We start from the raw sequence: 16781 nt of genomic DNA on the forward strand, positions 1-16781 counted from the left end.
GATGTGTATTTATTCAACCGTAAGGATGACGCGCGCTGGGGGTGGGTTCTATAAACGGGCGGTATTTCGCGGCAAACGGCTACATATGTTCATTATCTCAGGGGTTCCGAGGGCAGTTTTTGGTGCCACCGAGACGTCGTTTTCGGAAGTATGCGGCAAATTCCGAAACTCTTGAGCACGTCCTGATTTTCGCCAATAAAACCGCAGGTACAGAGCTTTGTCATATCCGGTGTGCTCGGCCTATTCAGATTTTGCCGCATACTTCCGAAATCTAAGTTCGCAAAGGGTGATAGTTGGGGCGTTTACGCAACATATGTCCAGCAAAAACGGGTGGTAGCCGGCACGGCTGCCACCCGTTTGTCTCATATCTAGCCCATAGCGGGCAAGCTACTTCTTAATGCCGCGTCCCAGACGCTCGGCGACCGACGCAACGGCTTCCTCGCTGGCCGGCTCGCAGCTCACGCAGCCGTCGTGGGCGCGCATCTGGCCGGTGACCTCGTCCATCGCGAGCGGCGCCACCTTCTCGAGCTTAAAGCCCTTGCCGGCGCGCATGTTCTCCTTGGCCACACTGATCATGAGCTTAATACGGTTGAGCTGGTTGACCTCGGACGCACCGGGGTCGTAGTCAACCGCGACAATGTTGCTCTCGGGATGCTGGCGGCGCAGCTCCTTGATCACGGCCTTGCCCACCACGTGGTTGGGCAGGCACGCGAAGGGCTGCGTGCAGATGATATTGGGCGCACCGTGATCGATCAGGTCGAGCATCTCGGCCGTGAGCAGCCAGCCCTCGCCCATGTTGTTGCACACCGAAAGCACCGTGCGGGCCTTGTCGGCCATGGTGCCGATGCGCTCGGGCGCCTCAAAGCGGCGGGACTTCTCGAGCATCTCCTCCACCGGCGTGCGCATCCAGTCCACCAGCTTGATGAGCGCCTGCATGCCCGCGCGCGTAGTGGGAGAGCTTCCCAGCTCGTCCTTCTGCAGCTCGGCGTTGCTCATGGAGTACAGGAAGAAGTCGAGCAGGCCCGGCACCACGGCCTCGCAGCCCTCGCGCTCGATAACGTCGACCACGTGGTTGTTGGCCGTGGGATGGAACTTGACCAAGATCTCGCCGACCACGCCCACGCGCGGCTTGGTGCCCTCGCCCACGAGCGGCATGGAGTCGAACGCGCGGATGGCCTCGCGGCACAGCTTGGTGTAGTTATGCCTGTTGAACTTGGGCGCCAGCTTGCGGGCGCGCGCCATGTACTCCTCGTAGAGTGCGTTCGCCGCACCGGGCGTTGCCTCGTACGGGCGGCAACGATAGAGCATCTGCATCATCACGTCGCCAAAGAGCACCGCGTAGACTGCCTGCTTAAGCAGCGCCGGCGTAATCTTAAAGCCGGGGTTGTCCTCGCCCAGCGCCACGGCCGAAAGCGAGATCACCGGAATCTCGGGGTGGCCGCTCTCGCGCAGGGCCTTGCGGATAAGCGCGATGTAGTTGGTGGCACGGCAGCCACCGCCGGTCTGGCTGATGACCACGGCTGTCTTGGACAGGTCGTACCGACCGCTCTCGATGGCCTCCATGATCTGACCCGTCACCAGGATCGACGGATAGCAGATGTCGTTGTTCACATAGCGCAGACCGGCCTCGACGGCATCGTGGTCAGTCGAGGGCAGCAGCTCCAGGTTGTAGCCGGCACCGCGGAACACCTCTTTGACCAGGTCAAAGTGGATCGGCGCCATCTGCGGGCACAGGATGGTGTAACCCTCCTCGCGCATCTGCTCGGTAAAGGGCACCTTGGGCCATGCGGTCGAGGCGCTCTCACGCTGCGCCTCGAACGTGTACTTGCGGCTCGCGAATGCGGGAGCATCCATGGAGGGTGCCACCGGCGCGGCGTCGCCCTGCTCGTAGGCCTCGCCCGCTGCCGTAGCCTCGGCCAAGCGCTCGGCCTCCTGGTCCTTGAGCGCCGCCATGAGCGAGCGGATGCGGATGCGCGCAGCGCCCAGGTTGGACACCTCGTCGATCTTGAGCACGGTGTAGATCTTGCCGCTGGCCTCAAGGATTTCCTGCACCTGGTCGGTGGTCAGAGCGTCCAGGCCACAGCCGAAGGAATTGAGCTGGATCAGGTCCAGGTCGTTGCGCATGGTCACAAAGCGGGCGACGGCGTACAGGCGACTGTGGTACATCCACTGGTCGACGACGCGAATCGGACGCTCGGGCTTTACCAGATGCGCGAGCGAATCCTCGGTAAAGACCGCAAAGCCAAAGCTCGAGATAAGCTCGGGCAGGGCGTGGTTGATCTCGGGGTCGTTGTGGTAGGGACGACCGGCGAGCACGATGCCGTGACCGCCGTGGTCCTCGACCCACTTAAGAGCCTCCTCGCCCATGGTCTGGATGTCCTCGTGGAAACGCGCATCGGCCTCAAAGGCAGCGTTGACAGCGGCATCGACCTCGGAGCGCGTGATCTTGGGCCCACGCACGCGACCGCGACCGGCTTGCGCATCGGCCACACGGTCGACGGCGAGCACCTGATACAGACGGCGCTTGAGCTCGGTCTTGTCATGATAGGGCACAAACGGGTACAGGAACTCGATGTTCTGTTCGCGGATCTCGTCGATGTTGAGTGCCAACGCCGTGGGATAGCTCATGACGATGGGGCAGTTGTAACAGTTGCCGGCGGTCGGATCCTCCTTGCGCTCCCAGCGCACGCACGGCATCCAGATAAAGTCGACATCGCGGTCGATAAGGTTCATCACATGGCCGTGGCTCATCTTGGCCGGATAGCACACGCTCTCGGACGGCATGGACTCGATGCCCGCCTGGTAGGTCTTCTTGCTCGACTGGTCGGACAGCTGCACGCTAAAGCCCAGACGCGTAAAGAACGCATGCCAGAAGGGGTAGTTCTCGTACATGTTGAGCGCGCGCGGGATGCCGACGGTGCCGCGCGGGGCCTCGTCGGGACTCAGCACCTCGCGGTTAAACAGCAGCTCGTTTTTCTTTTTGAAGAGGTTGGGGGCCTCGGTCTTTTGCTTTTTGTGGCCGGCGCCCTTCTCGCAGCGGTTGCCGGTAATGAAGCGCCTGCCGCCGCCAAAGTCGTTGACGGTAAGCTGGCAGTTGTTAGAGCAACGGCCGCAGCGGACATGCTTTTGCGTCACGGTGAGGTGTGCGATATCCTCAGCCGAAAGGATGGTCGAGGTGCCGTCGGCACCGGCGCGATCGCGGGCGAGCAGGGCCGCACCGTAGGCGCCCATACAGCCGGCGATGTCGGGACGCACGGCATGAACGCCGGTGAGCTGCTCAAACGCGCGCAGCGTGGCATCGGACATAAAGGTGCCGCCCTGAACGATCACCTGGCTGCCGATCTCCTTGGGGTCACGCAGCTTAATGACTTTAAACAGGGCATTCTTGATGACGGAATAGGACAGGCCGGCCGCAATGTCGCCCACCGTGGCGCCTTCCTTTTGCGCCTGCTTGACACGCGAGTTCATAAAGACCGTGCAGCGGCTGCCCAGGTCGACCGGGGCCTTGGCATGGATGGCAGCGTTGGCGAACGCGCGTACGTCCATGTTCATAGAGACGGCGAAGCTCTCGATAAAGCTACCGCAACCCGACGAGCAGGCCTCGTTGAGCATGATGTGCTCGATCACGCCGTCCTTGACGCGCAGGCACTTCATGTCCTGGCCGCCAATGTCCAGGATGAACTCGACGCCGGGCAGAAACGCCTTGGCGCCGCGCAGGTGCGCGACGGTCTCGATCTCGCCGGAGTCGGCCTTGAGAGCCTCGATGAGCAGCGCCTCGCCGTAGCCCGTGGTGGTCACGTGGCCGATGGTGCAGCCTGCGGGGATGTGGTTGTAGAAATCGGCCATGATGACCTTGGCCGTGCCTAGGATGTCGCCGTTGTTGTTGCCGTACCAGGTGTGCAGCAGCTGACCGTCCTCGCCCACGAGCGCGGCTTTCATGGTGGTGGAGCCGGCGTCGATACCGATGAACACGCGGCCGGTGTAGCCGTCGAGCTTGCCCTTGGGGACGACTTCCTGGTCGTGGCGGGTTTTGAACTCGGCAAAGTCCTCGTCGGTGGCAAAGAGCGGATCCAGACGCTCGACCTCGGCACCCTGTGTGTCACCCAGAGCATCGATAGCCTCAATGAGCTGCGGGAACGTGCTGAGCTTGTTGGACTCGTGCGCCATGGCAGCGCCGCTCGCCACAAACAGGTGAGCGTTTTGGGGCACAATGCGGTGCTCCTCGTCCAGGTTGAGCGTGAGGTAGAAACGGTGGCGCAGCTCGGAGAGATACTGCAGCGGGCCGCCCAGGAAGGCGACGTTGCCGCGGATGGGACGGCCGCACGCCAGGCCCGAGATGGTCTGGGTCACAACGGCCTGGAAGATGGAAGCGGCCACATCCTCGGGACGGGCGCCCTCGTTGAGCAGCGGTTGCACGTCGGTCTTGGCAAATACGCCGCAGCGGCTGGCGATGGGATAGATGGTGGTGGCGTTGGCCGCAAGCTCGTTAAGGCCGCTCGCGTCGGTGTGCAGCAGGGTTGCCATCTGGTCGATGAACGCGCCCGTACCGCCGGCGCAGGTGCCGTTCATGCGCTGCTCGATACCGTTGTCAAAGTAGATGATCTTGGCGTCCTCGCCGCCCAGCTCGATGGCGACATCGGTGGCCGGGATGAGGGTCTCGACGGCACGCTTACTGGCGATGACTTCCTGGACAAACTCCAGGTCGAGCCACTGGGACAGCAGCAGGCCACCCGAGCCGGTGATGGCGCAGGTCATCTGGGCCGTCGGCAGCACCGTCGCGGCACCCTCGAACAAGTCGCGGGCGCAGGCACGGACATCGGTGTGGTGGCGCTGGTACTTGGCGTAGACGATCTGGTTGTCGTCGTTGAGCACGGCGAGCTTAACGGTGGTGGAGCCCACGTCGATGCCCAGGTGCAGGTTGCCGTGGGCGTTCTCGGGGTTGAAGATCGCGCCTTCGGGGGCGTGGACAGCGGTAGCGGCTACGGGATCTGCAGCGTTGGCCGCGGTTGCGTCAGTCGTTGCGCCGGCAACGAATGCCTCCCCCGCCGCGCTCTTAGCCTCGGCGACTTTCTCAGTGACTATCTCGGCAGCAGCGGTCGCCGCCTTCTGCGCGGCATCCGCCACGGCGGGCGCGGCCTCGCGTGCGGCAGCGACCATGCGGTCCTTAATGCCCTCGACGAGTTTGCTCATTGTCTCTCCTCTTAGTTGTTGGACTCGACGGTTGCGGCGGTGTCGACCGCGTCCTCGAGCTGCAAGTTCAATAGCTTCATGCCGTATTCCGGCACGTTGATATCGATGGGTTGGCCATACAGGTCGCCGGGGCGCACAAAAGCGAGCACCGTCATAATGCGCGCCATGGCCTCGGGCGATTCGGTGAGCCCACGCTCAAACCAGCGCTGAATCATGCCGACCTCGGCGCTCACGACGTAGGTGACGTAGTAGTCAAAGAACGTGCCCAGCGCCAGGCCCAAAATGCCCGTCTGCGCACGCGGCACCACAGCCTCACGCGCGGTGTCGATAATCCTTTTAATAAAGGCCTGGTCGCCGCCCGGACCCAGCAGCGCACCGATTAAGTCGCGGTTGGCCGCAAGATAACGCAGCAGCTCAACCGAACCGGGCGCCGGCTCGAGCTCGTCAATGTTACGGTAAAGATCGGGCAGCTGAGCTGAGGTGATGAGCTCAATGCGCTCACGGATCTCGGCCAGCAAGCCGTCCTCGATTTGATTGATAAAGTCGGGAATATCGCGATAGTGCGAATAGAACGTGCGGCGCGTAAGGCCAGCACGCTCGGTGAGCGACGCGACATTAATGCGCGAAAGGTCGCCGCTTTCGGCAAGCTCGCTGGCAAGTGCCTGGCGAAGGGCACGCTGCGAGCGAAGGGACCGGCGATCGCATTTCTCGAGCTGGGACAAGCGTCCTCCTTGCTACTCAGCCTGTGCGCTATTGCACAGTGCGAGTATTATTGCACACCGTGTGCATCAACACGTAAAGGCAATATTTTGGATGTGACAAAGGGCAGCCCCTTTGTCACATCCAGCGACCGCCTAGGTTGTGCCAGTTGTGCCTGGCTTTTGGAGTGGCATTGCCGATTGTTCAAAATGTCATTCGTGGGTAGAATAGTGTCGACGGCAGCCCAAGTTCTGGAAAGCTGGGCAGCGCCGTTGTTTGCATTAGGGGGTCAACGCCTTAGCGGCGGCGACCCCTCTTTCGTTGCTTCGAACGTTGCTCGAGTGCCCCCATGTGACAAAGGGGCCGTCCCTTTCTTTGTCACATTATTATTCGATGACGGTGCGGGAGTCTTGCTTGCGCATGGTGGCGAGCATGTGTTTGGGGACGGCATGGACCATGCAGCTGCCGATGGTCGCGCTCGCGGCGGCCTTAGCCGCATCGCTTGCGTTTTTGGTCGCGTAGCTGTGGCGGAAACGCTTGAGCATGGCGATGTCGTTGCCGCCGTCGCCGTAGACCGCGACCTCATCCTCGGCAATACCGTAGTAGCCCGCCAGCCAGGCCACACTCTCGCCCTTGTTGCACGCCACGTCCGTGATCTCGAACATCACCGGATCGAACGGCGCGTTGACCACATGGTCCGAGCGCTCGGCAAGATATGCCTTAAGGTCACGCTCCAGCTCGGGCGAGGTCACGCGGCAGTTGATCTTGCACACATCGTGGCGCAGGATGTCACCGATCGACTGGTCAAAATACTGTTCCTCGTGATACCCGCCGCGTGCACGCATGCCGCGCATCACAATACGCTTGATGGGGCTGTCCTTTTTAAAGCCCGCCTGATGCATCTCGAACGAACCGCTCGAGTACATGCCATCGGGCGTGGAGCAATCAAAGCAAATGTCCGGAAACGCCTTGAGCAGTTCCTCAGTGACTTGCTGATCGATGGTCCAGGTCTTGAGCACCTCACCATGGCTGTCGCGCACGATGGACCCATTGGAGCAGCAGGCGTCAAGCGCCAGGCCCGTAAAGCCATGCTCGCCAATCGGCAACGTCGAGCGTCCAGTCGCGGGAACCACATGCAAGCCAGCCTCGGTCAGCTCGCGGATGGCACGGCGGATGGTCCCATCCGCCTCATGCAGTGCGTTCAGCAGCGTTCCGTCTAAATCACTCGCGAACATCTTGATCATGGGCGTGCCTCTCCTTCGTCTGCACGATATTGTAGACGAAGGAGAGGTATGCCCAAACAATGCCGTCCCGGCGCGGCGGGCTACTGCCTCCGCAAATTCACGGTGCCCCAGCGCGTTAAGACAATCGCCACAAGCAGCTTTTCAGCCGATAAAACAGCGCCGTCGTCAACGTCAGCACCGCCAGCATGCCTGCGAATACAATCGCCGGTGCCCATCGATCGTATGCGAGCCCGTAAACCAATTGGCCGATAGACGTTGCGCAGGAAAGAACCATGTAAACGACCGAAAGCACTTTTCCGCAGAGCTCAGTCGGCGCTGCCCGCTGAACAAACGCGATGATTTCAACCGACGCAATGCTTGCCCACACCATGACCCATGCCGAACCAACCGCAAACACGGTGAACACGCATACATCTGCGCCGAACAGTAGCGTGACAATAATCGGTACGACTCCTAAACAGATCATCGCAACATATCGACATATGCCATTGAGAGAAAAGCGATGCGGCCAAATGCCGACCAAGCCACTGCCGGTAAGACCACCCAAGCCCAGAGCAACCTCAACTATCCCAACGCAGGACGATTGCATGCCGAGATGCTTTGTAACAATAATGGGAGCGCCAATCGTTAGCCCAACCAACGCAAGGTTTAAAACGGCCGCAAGCAAAATCACGGCGACCAATGATGCATTTTGCAGCAGATACCGAATCGACTCCCGAAAATCGTTTCGGCATGTCATGCGAGTCGCGCCGTCTCCCATCGTTTCAGATGAGACATTTTGCTTGAGCGCGCCCCCAAACAACAGAGCTGACATCGCAAACGCCACCGACGCGGTTGTGCAGAGAGCATCGATGCCAAAGCACCCATAGACTGCCGTCCCGACCACAGGACCCAAGATATTGCTCACCATGGTCACCTGCGAAACCAATGCAGTGGCCCGCTCAACCTTCTTTTCACCCGCCATGCGCACCGTCTCAATTTGGAGCATTGGCTTTAGCAGCGATTGAACGCCATATTGAACACAAAGTATCGCTACTACGACGACCGCAAGAGGCAATGAGCGCTTCATGGGGATAGACAGCAGCGATGTAGTCATCAGAGCAATACCGAGGACCACCAGGACCTCGCGATGTCTTCCCCTATCCGCCAAGATTCCGCCAACCGGAGTTGCGAGTACGCCGGGTATGAACGCCGTCGCCACGACGACGCCATATAACGTTGACGATCCACTGCAATCGAACAAGTAAAGTGGATACGCAAAGCACAGCGCCGACAGCATCGAATACGTGCACAGCTGCGCAACCAGAAGTTCCGCGAGCCTGATTGACCGCACTGTTTTTGATTTCAACGAGACGCCGACGTCTCTCAGCCCAGCCATAAGTCCGCCCCCTATACATACCGTTAGTATGTAATTATTGACTTGAAAAGGGCAGCCGAAGCTGCCCTCTCAAATCTATTACATACCGTTGGTATCTATATTACCACCCGGCACGGTCCCATACGTCCCAAATCCGTGCCGTTGTCTGGAGCACTTCCTCGCCCAAATCGAGTCCCACCGCAGAGGCCATCTGCGCCAAACATTGAGCGCGAGCGAGCATTCGATCCTTGGGTTCAAGCGGACGAAACAGTGGCAGCAACCAGAGATTCGCCAGCAACGATACGGCCTCTGCCGCTTCGCGCGGGCATTCGCACGCAATGGAGCCGTCGGCGATGCCCTCCTCGATCACTGGCAAGAGACAGTCATCGGCCGACTCGTCAAATGAGCCCTGGTACTGCATCGCCAGAAGACGCGAGCTTTTTACCGGATCTGCTGCAGGACGCATACGTGCCCATAGCTCAATTTGCGGAACTACGGACTCGGGCGCGTACAGTCGCTTGAGCTTTTGGGCGCCGGTCATATTACCGACGCCAAGCATCGAGCGGCGGTGCTCAACAATCGGAGTCATCGCCCGATCAAACGCGGCGTTAAAAATCTCTTCTTTGCTCTTGAAGTGATGATAGACAGCGCCCTTGGTCATGCCATCGAGACGGTCAACGATATCTTGAATGCTCGTCCCCTCATAACCCTGTGCGCAGAATAGCTCCAGTGCCGCGTCGAGAATCTTCGCGACCGTCTCCTCGGGATATTTATTGCGACCCATAATCCGCCCATCCGCAACGCAAGTCTTGTGCCTCATTGCAGCATTTTAGCGTTGCGGATGGTAGGCGGTCGATTCTACACCGCGGCGGGGCCGTGTTCGCCGGTGCGTATGCGGATGACTTCTTCGACCGGCTCAACCCAGATCTTGCCGTCTCCAACGGCGCCGGTACGGGCGGCGTTGCAGATAATGTCGACAATGCCGTCGACATGTTCATCGGCGCAGATGAGGGTGAACTGCACCTTAGGGATGGTATTGACGAGCAGTTCGTTGCCGCGAACGTATTCCTTCCAGCCATGCTGCGCGCCGCAGCCCTGCACCTGGTTGATAGTCATACCGCGAACATCAGCAGCAAACAGCGCGTCTTTGAGAACCTCAAGCTTTTCCTGGCGCACGATAGCCGTGATCTTCTTCATAGTGAATTCCTCTCTTTATAAAGAAATGAACCGCCCATTCATGTGGCACGGGTTTTCCAGGTGCCCGAGATTGCCCCGAAAGAGGAGCGCCGCGTACTTCGGTACGCAAGCGACGGTTTGAGGGGCAAGGTCGGGTGCCTGGGAAAGCCGTGCCGCTAATCGAGTCCGGAGAAAGAAGGATACGCGCTCTCGCCGTGCTGACTCGCATCCAAGCCCAGTGCCTCGTCGGCCTCGTCCACGCGCAAGTTGCCGTGGAACAGCGCCTTGACCACTGCGGCGATCACCAAGTCGAGCACCAGCACAATAACGACCGTCACCATAATGCCCAAAATCTGCGAGATGAGCAGCGACACGTCGCCCGTGTAGAACAGGCCGCCCTTACCGGTCCACGAAAGCTCCGGCACGCAGAACAGGCCCGTGAGCACGCCGCCCAAGATGCCGCCAATGCCGTGGCAGCCAAACGCGTCGAGCGCGTCGTCGTAGCCAAACTTGGTCTTAAGATGGCTGATAGCCAGGTAGCAGACGGGCGATACGATCAAGCCCATGACCAGCGCCGCCCACGGCTCGACAAAGCCCGCGCCCGGCGTGACCACCACGAGGCCCGCGACCAGACCGGTGCTGGCGCCCACCAGCGTGGGGCGACCGGTGTGCACGCGCTCAACGACAAGCCACGAAACCATGCCCGCCGCGCTGGCCGTCACGGTGTTGAGGATGGCAAGCGCGGCCACGGCGTCGGCCTTGAACTCGCTGCCGCCGTTAAAGCCAAACCAGCCAAACCAAAGCAGGCCGGCTCCCAGCGCCACAAACGGGACGTTATGCGGACGGTAGCTCACCATGCCAAAACCGCGACGGCGGCCGAGCATTAAGCAGAGGATCAGGCCGGTAAGACCAGACGAAATGTGCACCACGTCGCCGCCGGCAAAGTCGAGCGCGCCGATGATGTCGCCGATAAAGGAGCCCTCGCCACCCCAGACCATGTGGGCGAGCGGCGCATAGACCACGAGCAGCCAAATGCCCAGGAAGGCCGTCATGGCACCAAACTTAACGCGGCCTGCCAGGCTGCCCGTGACGATAGCAGCCGTGATCATGGCAAACGCCATCTGAAAGGCGATGTTGATGATCTGGGGGTAGACGGCGCCGTCCGCGGCGTTGCCCTCGGCCGCCTGCAGCACCTGGTTGAGCACCGGCAGGCACAGAAGCTGGTCAAGGCCTCCAGTAAACGGACTCGAGCCGTCGCCGCCGTAGGCCAGCGACCAGCCGGCAACAATCCACAGCACACCGACCAGGCCAATGGCGCCAAAGCACATGAGCATGGTGTTGATGACATTTTTGCGCCTGGACAGGCCGCCATAGAAAAACGCCAGACCCGGTGTCATTAAAAACACGAGCATGGTGCAGATGAGCATAAACGTTGTCGATCCCGTATCGTACATTCGCTCCCCCTTGGTCGCATGAACGTTGTCGGCGCTCATGATGCGGCCGAGGGCCAACTGGTGTAGACCAGATACGGCGTTGTTAAACGCTGCGTTGTCGAATGGAAACGGTGCCGCAATCTTGGAAACGGCACGGCAACGGGCGCGAAACGAACGGGAAACGTGCGAACGAGAAGGGCGCGCTTGGCTCCGCTTTGGCTAGCGCCGGAACAGCTCGCGGGCTCGGTCGCGGAGGTCGGTAGCTCGGATGACGCCCTCGTAACGATTGATGCGCAGACGCGGGAAGGCGTTAAAGAAGCGTAGGTCGCGGCGGCTGAGTGACACGCTCGGCACCGGGCGGCTCATGCGCTTGCCGGCAAGGCGACGACCGAGCGACGGACGCGGCATGCTCGGCGCGGCATCGGCCACGCGACGGGCAGCGAGCGCCAGGCCGCGAGCACCATCCGAAATAAACGTCGGCATCGAAGCCTTCTCGCGCAGGGCATCGAGCGCCGCGTCGCCCAGCTCGGCCAGCCAAGCGTTAACGGCGCGACCGCGGATATGCGTCTGCGCCACCGAGTCGATCGCCGAATCGGGAATACGTTCGAGCATAGAGTTGGAGGCATCGGCAAGCGACTCATTGATGCGGTCGGCAAGGTCGGCACGCACACGCTCCAGCTGATCGGACAGACGCCGCCAGCTCGCCAACGAGCACGCCGCGTCGACCATCATCGCGACCGCAACGATAAAGGCGGCCAAGCGCACGATTAGCACCGGCAGATGGCCAAGCAGCCCCAGCAATGCCGGCTCCACTAAACGGCAAATACACAACGCACCCAAGCCAAACGCGCAGGCCCAGTACAGGCAGATGCGTCCGTGCAGGTTAAACGGCAGATGCGAGTAATCCCAAAACCGGGCACCCGTCGTTTTTTCCAACAGCACGCCCACGCTATATTCGATCACGCTGCATACAAGCGCCGCGGCGACAAACTGGCTCGAGGCATCCGGAATCCCGCGCAGCAAAAGCCAGCAGGCTATGCCGCCCACACCATAGATAGGACAACACGGCCCCAGCAAAAATCCGCTGTTGGCAAATCGCCCGTGATTGAGCATGGCGCAGACTGTCGATTCCCATACCCAGCCGCAAAAACCGTAGAAGGCAAACGAGAGCACCAGCGCCGAGAGCGGACAGGCGACAAGCGTCGCGCCGTCAAATGCCATGTCGATCGCGGTCCCCACCGTCTACCCTCTCCTCTTTTCGCTCGATTCGCCACTCACGCCATCGTCCGCCTCGCCCTTGCGCCGCAGACGACCGGCGACCGTCTCGCGCAGCGCGCACCACTTATCGGCCAGGCATACAATCCATGCCTCACGACACGTCGGCGGCACCGGCACCAGCGGAAACATATGCCGCACGATGATATTCCGCTCGCGCGGCGTCAGCTCAAAATCTTCCTCGGCACGCGCCAGGGCAAAAAATGGATGCCGAAATCCGTGCAGTCGATGGCTTGGGTCGGGATCGTGCCAGTCATAGAGAAAGTAATCGTGCAGCAGGGCTCCGCGCAGCAACGAGGCGCGATCGACCGAGACACCGACGCGGCCCAGGTGCTCGGCAAAGGACAGACTTGCCCGCGCCACCGAGGTCACATGCGCATACACCGTCACATCGCCATGCTGGATAAACTCGCGCGTCAGGTCCAGACGGCCCGCCTGTGCCAGTTGACGGGCAGCATGGTCTACTTCGCACGCGATTTTCTCGGCGCGAACGACATCGGACATGCTGCCTCCTTCCAGCGACTCACGGCGACAAGCCACGGCCTGTGCACAATCGATAAAAACATCATGGAACACATTAGTATGGCATCGGACAAAACGTTTTGCCCCACCAGTTGGCGAATTACCGCGCCGCCGTCACATATCAAACGCCAAAATGTGCGAGACTGTCTTGTGCAATTGTGCCGGCCGAGGGAGCGCCGGCGCTCGATTCGCATGGAGTAACCCACAACGATGCTGCTTACGCAAACGACAACGCCCGAGGACGTCAAGGCTCTTAATCGCGCCGAGCTCCCGCAGCTCTGCGGCGAGATTCGCCACGCCATCCTCGAAAGCTCCGCCGCCGTCGGCGGGCACGTTGCCCCCAACTTGGGCGTCGTTGAGCTTACGGTTGCGCTTCATCGCGTATTTAACTCCCCCATCGACAAGATTGTCTTTGACGTTTCGCACCAGACCTACGCCCACAAGGCGCTGACCGGGCGCGCGTACACTTATATCGATCCGGAGCGTTATGGTGAGGCTTCTGGCTTTGCCAATCCCGATGAGTCCGAGCACGACCTGTTCGCCATGGGCCATACCTCCACGTCGGTGAGCCTGGGCTGCGGCCTGGCGCACGCTCGTGACCTGGCGGGCGATACGTACAACGTCATCACCATCATTGGCGACGGCTCGCTTTCGGGCGGCCTGGCGTTTGAAGGCTTTAACAATGCCGCCGAACTCGATAGCAACCTGATCATCATCGTCAACGATAACGACCAGTCCATTGCCGAGAACCACGGTGGCTTGTATCGCAATCTGGCCGAGCTGCGCGCCAGCAACGGCACCTGTGAGCGCAACGTTTTCCGCGCGATGGGGCTCGGCTACCGCTATCTGGACGCCGGCAACGATGTGTTGGCCCTGGTCGACACGCTGCAGGGACTGTGCAATATCGATCATCCCATCGTGCTGCACGTCTCCACCGCCAAGGGCAAGGGCTTTGAGCCAGCCCAGAGTGACCCCGAGCGCTGGCATCACGTGGGTCCGTTTGACATGGCGACTGGGCGCAAGCTCTGCCCGGGCCATCCGAGCGAGCCTGCGCCGCGCACCTATGCCGACATTACGGGCGAGGCGCTCAGCGCCGCCATCGAGCGCGATCCGCAAGTCGTGGGCATCACGGCCGCCACGCCCTACATCATGGGCTTTACACCCGAGCTTCGCGCCGCCGCCGACAAACAGTTCGTCGATGTGGGCATTGCCGAGGAGCACGCCGTGACCTTTGCCACCGCGCTTGCGCGCTCGGGTGCCAAGCCAGTCTTTGGTGTGTACGGCACGTTTTTGCAGCGCGCCTACGACGAGCTGTGGCACGACCTGTGCCTCAACGATGTCCCCGCAACCATCCTGGTGTTTGGCGCATCGATCTTTGGCACCACATCCGAGACGCATCTTTCGTTCTTTGATATTTCTATGCTGGGCACTCTCCCCAATATGCGTTACCTGGCGCCTTCCTGCATGGAGGAATACCTATCCATGCTGAGCTGGTCGCTCGACCACCGCGAGCATCCCGTGGCAATCCGCGTACCGGGCATCGGCTTGGTAAGCCGCCCCGACCTGGCGCCCGCCGAAGACACCGACTACAGCGCCGTTCGCTACAACGTGGTGCGTCAGGGTCGCGACGTGGCCGTGCTCGCGCTTGGCGATTTCTTTGAGCTGGGCGAGCGCGTGGCAAACCGCTTGGCTGCCGAGTACGGTATCGAGGCGACGCTCGTCAACCCGCGCTTTGCAACCGAGCTTGACCGCGAGTTCCTCGACAGTCTTGCCGCTGAGCATCGCGTTGTCGTCACCCTCGAGGACGGCATCTTGGACGGTGGCTGGGGCGAGCGCGTCGCGTGCTATCTGGCCTGCACGCCTGTGCGCACGCGCACCTTCGGCATCGCCAAGGGCTTCCCCGACCGCTACGACCCCAACGAGCTGCTCGCTCAGAACGGCATGACGGTCGAGAACATGGCCGCCGAAGCCGTGAGACTACTTAACGAGTAAAAAACCTCCGCAAAGGGAAGCATCCCTGCGGAGGTTTTTATTTTCGCGGCGCGATTATCTCAATCTGTAACATCTATGGCCCGAATTCCCGTCTAACTGTTACAGATCGAGATAAGACATCTTAGTCCCAGACCTTTGTCTCAATCTGTAACAGATAGGGACCTTTTGGCCGTCCAGATGTTACAGATTGAGACATTCGAATTCCCCTGAAGAGAAAATCTCAATCTGTAACAGTTGCTCGGCAAAAATGGCTGCAGATGTTACAGATCGAGACAAAACAGCAAGGCATGCCGCTGCATCGGCCAGAACCGCCACAAAGGTGCCTGTCCCTTTTAATATGAGCAGGACATTGTCAAGAGGCAAAATCGGGCCTGGCCCCAACGATATGGGGTCAGGCCCTCTCCCTATATCAACCCGTCCGCGGCGACCTCGGCGTGTCTTACCGACGCTCGTCTTTGCAGTTTAATATCCGCCCGTGGCGATCTCTCGCTGGGCAATCCGTTGCTACGGCTGAGGCTTCTACGTCGAACCGACAGTCTGTGCACGCGTGTGGCGCCCTGGGCGCTCGCAGAAAAGGGACCTGAGGTTCGCCTCAACGGCTTCGGATCGAACCGCTTCCGGGGTGACTGGCTTATGTGCGGGGGACCGCCCCCCTACGCCTCCTCGGCCATGAGGCCGACCGCCCACACCCAGCAGGCGAGCTCGCGCGCCGTGGCCACGTTCGCCTTGTTGCCGTGGACCCCGCGCGCGAGCAGCGCCTCCCGCCTCTCGACCAGCCTCCGCACGCCCTTGGCGGCATGCCTCCGGGCACCCCGGTCCGGGGCCTGGCCCTTGGCGAGGTCCTTCGGCCGCCCCGAGCACGTCAGGTAGTGCCACGCGGCCTCGACCAGCGTCTTCCTCAGGTGCTTGTTGCCGGCCTTGGTGATCGCGCCCCTGCGGTCGCTCTCCCCGCTGGAGTGCTCGGAGGGCGTCAGGCCGACCCACGCGGCGAACGAGCGGGCGTTCCTGAACCTGGAGAACTCGCCGGCCTCGAACACGAGGTCGGCGGCGGAAGCGGTGTCGACGCCCTTGAGGCAGCGCAGGGAGTCGACCCTCCTCCTCCACCTGGGCTTGCGGGCCTCGCCCTCGACGAGCCCCTCGAGCCTCGCCTTCTCCTCCGCCGCCCGCCTGACCGCGTCGACGTAGTAGGCGAGCACCTCCTCGTCGGCCCCCTCCGCGAACCTTATCGACTCGATCCAGGACCAGTGCGCCCGGGTCCAGTTGCCCTTCCTGCGGCCGGTGGGCGTCCTCTCGTCGAAGACGAGCCCGTGCCTGAGCAGGAACTTGGAGAGCCGCTGCTTCGAGCGCGAGAGGTCGTCCCTCGCGTCCTCGAGCGCCCTGGTCAGGTCGCGGGCGGCCTCGCACTCGTCGTCGGGGACCCACACCTCGACCACGTTGCCGACCGACAGCATGCGGGCGAGGAACTCGGCGTCGTTGCGGTCGTTCTTCCTGCGCCTGTCCGCGCTGGGCTTGATCATCTTCGAGACGGCGCCGACCACGCAGTCGACCCCCAGGCCGGAGAGCCTCTTCTGCAGGTCGAAGCCCGTGACCCCGGACTCGTACACGCACCTGGCCCCGGGGTCCACGGAGCGGACCCACTCCGCGACGGCGCCGGCGTCGTAGCCGAAGGTCGCGGCGCGCACCTCCCCGGTCATGACGTCGAGGGAGACGGCCTTTATCGAGCGGGCGTGGACGTCGAGGCCGACGAAGGTGGTAGTATCGAGCATGGGAGCCCCTTCCATGAATGCGGCGTGGCCGCCGCGGCTGAATTAGACACTCACCATTGTCGGCCTAATCCGCGGTCCTTCATGCAGCAGGGGCTCTCAATGTTTTTATGTCCTGCTCATATCGTCT

General features: G+C 61.3%; 11 protein-coding genes. 1 reads left to right on the forward strand and 10 read right to left on the reverse strand.

Annotated features, from left to right (window positions below; genetic code table 11):
* Positions 1 to 387 precede the first annotated feature (387 nt).
* The 9 genes from DW892_RS01620 to DW892_RS01660 form a co-directional block, all read right to left on the reverse strand.
* The gene (locus DW892_RS01620) at positions 388 to 5190 is read right to left on the reverse strand and encodes a 2-hydroxyacyl-CoA dehydratase (protein WP_117765198.1); all 4803 of its coding nucleotides are present in this window, start codon (positions 5188 to 5190) and stop codon (positions 388 to 390) included.
* An 11-nt stretch (positions 5191 to 5201) separates the two neighbouring features.
* Positions 5202 to 5912, reverse strand: coding sequence for a TetR/AcrR family transcriptional regulator (locus DW892_RS01625; RefSeq protein WP_117765200.1), 711 nt, complete (start codon positions 5910 to 5912; stop codon positions 5202 to 5204).
* Between the two features lie 363 nt (positions 5913 to 6275).
* A complete protein-coding gene (locus tag DW892_RS01630; protein WP_117765202.1) occupies positions 6276 to 7133 on the reverse strand; it encodes an HAD-IIB family hydrolase in 858 nt (285 codons plus the stop codon).
* A gap of 115 nt (positions 7134 to 7248) precedes the next feature.
* A complete protein-coding gene (locus tag DW892_RS01635; protein ID WP_117765203.1) occupies positions 7249 to 8511 on the reverse strand; it encodes an MFS transporter in 1263 nt (420 codons plus the stop codon).
* Positions 8512 to 8611: 100 nt separating this feature from the next.
* The gene (locus DW892_RS01640; protein ID WP_158566992.1) at positions 8612 to 9274 is read right to left on the reverse strand and encodes a TetR/AcrR family transcriptional regulator; all 663 of its coding nucleotides are present in this window, start codon (positions 9272 to 9274) and stop codon (positions 8612 to 8614) included.
* 74 nt (positions 9275 to 9348) lie between these two features.
* The gene (locus tag DW892_RS01645) at positions 9349 to 9687 is read right to left on the reverse strand and encodes a P-II family nitrogen regulator (RefSeq protein WP_099432138.1); all 339 of its coding nucleotides are present in this window, start codon (positions 9685 to 9687) and stop codon (positions 9349 to 9351) included.
* A gap of 155 nt (positions 9688 to 9842) precedes the next feature.
* Positions 9843 to 11120, reverse strand: a complete 1278-nt coding sequence (locus DW892_RS01650) for an ammonium transporter (protein ID WP_117765207.1) — start codon at positions 11118 to 11120, stop codon at positions 9843 to 9845.
* Positions 11121 to 11318: 198 nt separating this feature from the next.
* The gene (locus DW892_RS01655; protein ID WP_233509054.1) at positions 11319 to 12338 is read right to left on the reverse strand and encodes a putative ABC transporter permease; all 1020 of its coding nucleotides are present in this window, start codon (positions 12336 to 12338) and stop codon (positions 11319 to 11321) included.
* Positions 12339 to 12341: 3 nt separating this feature from the next.
* Entirely contained in the window at positions 12342 to 12878 is a 537-nt protein-coding gene (locus tag DW892_RS01660; protein ID WP_117716947.1) for an HD domain-containing protein, read from the reverse strand.
* Between the two features lie 228 nt (positions 12879 to 13106).
* On the opposite strand from DW892_RS01660, the gene DW892_RS01665 reads away from it, so the two are divergent.
* The gene (locus tag DW892_RS01665) at positions 13107 to 14888 is read left to right on the forward strand and encodes a 1-deoxy-D-xylulose-5-phosphate synthase (RefSeq protein WP_117765209.1); all 1782 of its coding nucleotides are present in this window, start codon (positions 13107 to 13109) and stop codon (positions 14886 to 14888) included.
* A 653-nt stretch (positions 14889 to 15541) separates the two neighbouring features.
* On the opposite strand, the gene DW892_RS01670 is transcribed toward DW892_RS01665, so the two are convergent.
* Positions 15542 to 16654 carry an IS110 family transposase gene (locus DW892_RS01670; protein WP_233546758.1) on the reverse strand — a complete coding sequence of 371 codons (1113 nt, stop codon included), beginning with the start codon at positions 16652 to 16654 and terminating at the stop codon, positions 15542 to 15544.
* Positions 16655 to 16781 lie beyond the last annotated feature (127 nt).

Origin of the sequence: Collinsella sp. AM40-7AC, assembly GCF_003468125.1 — a bacterium.
In the GTDB taxonomy this organism is placed as follows: Bacteria; Actinomycetota; Coriobacteriia; order Coriobacteriales; family Coriobacteriaceae; genus Collinsella; species Collinsella aerofaciens_O.

What these genes read in the sequence shown, in the direction of transcription:
- DW892_RS01620 (WP_117765198.1), bottom strand. Translation starts at nt 5,190, where the DNA reads ATGAGCAAACTCGTCGAGGGCATTAAGGACCGCATGGTCGCTGCCGCA.
- DW892_RS01630 (WP_117765202.1), bottom strand. Translation starts at nt 7,133, where the DNA reads ATGATCAAGATGTTCGCGAGTGATTTAGACGGAACGCTGCTGAACGCA.
- DW892_RS01635 (WP_117765203.1), bottom strand. Translation starts at nt 8,511, where the DNA reads ATGGCTGGGCTGAGAGACGTCGGCGTCTCGTTGAAATCAAAAACAGTG.
- DW892_RS01640 (WP_158566992.1), bottom strand. Translation starts at nt 9,274, where the DNA reads ATGGGTCGCAATAAATATCCCGAGGAGACGGTCGCGAAGATTCTCGAC.
- DW892_RS01645 (WP_099432138.1), bottom strand. Translation starts at nt 9,687, where the DNA reads ATGAAGAAGATCACGGCTATCGTGCGCCAGGAAAAGCTTGAGGTTCTC.
- DW892_RS01650 (WP_117765207.1), bottom strand. Translation starts at nt 11,120, where the DNA reads ATGTACGATACGGGATCGACAACGTTTATGCTCATCTGCACCATGCTC.
- DW892_RS01660 (WP_117716947.1), bottom strand. Translation starts at nt 12,878, where the DNA reads ATGTCCGATGTCGTTCGCGCCGAGAAAATCGCGTGCGAAGTAGACCAT.
- DW892_RS01665 (WP_117765209.1), top strand. Translation starts at nt 13,107, where the DNA reads ATGCTGCTTACGCAAACGACAACGCCCGAGGACGTCAAGGCTCTTAAT.
- DW892_RS01670 (WP_233546758.1), bottom strand. Translation starts at nt 16,654, where the DNA reads ATGCTCGATACTACCACCTTCGTCGGCCTCGACGTCCACGCCCGCTCG.